Source organism: Pseudoalteromonas sp. NBT06-2 (assembly GCF_002276045.1).
Classification (GTDB): Bacteria; Pseudomonadota; Gammaproteobacteria; order Enterobacterales; family Alteromonadaceae; genus Pseudoalteromonas.
Genome location: NZ_NQMR01000404.1, coordinates 1 through 358, shown reverse-complemented (window position 1 = coordinate 358; position 358 = coordinate 1). Strand labels below are relative to the sequence as shown.

Sequence of the window (358 nt, the reverse complement as noted above, 5' to 3'; positions counted from 1 at the left end):
GCCAGTGCTAACGCAATTGAAATGGGTTCCATTATTCATACTCCTCTTCGTTTTCCCCTTCATAATAATCAAAAGGATTAATGCCAGAGATGGTGCCAGACCCCATAATAGTTTCAAATTTTTCAATAAATTTTTGATCATCTGAAAGCATTTCTATATCAGACTTTTCCAATACTCCGTTTATATCAGAGTGTTTCCCTAGTACTTCCCCGAAATATATATGCTTCCCAATTATATTTTCAACATCAGATATATTTGCCGTAAACAAACCTTCTAAATTACCCATACGGCCACAATCACAATTTAAGTTAAATATTGCTTTCATTTACACTGCCTCTTTTTTAATATTTTTTATAAG

General features: G+C 32.7%; 1 protein-coding gene. It reads right to left on the bottom strand.

The window, feature by feature from the left end; genetic code table 11:
- Positions 1-31: 31 nt before the first annotated feature.
- On the bottom strand, positions 32-325 hold the full coding sequence (locus CJF42_RS26305) for a hypothetical protein (RefSeq protein WP_095369407.1): 294 nt from the start codon (positions 323-325) through the stop codon (positions 32-34).
- Positions 326-358 lie beyond the last annotated feature (33 nt).

What these genes read in the sequence shown, in the direction of transcription:
- CJF42_RS26305 (WP_095369407.1), bottom strand. Translation starts at nt 325, where the DNA reads ATGAAAGCAATATTTAACTTAAATTGTGATTGTGGCCGTATGGGTAAT.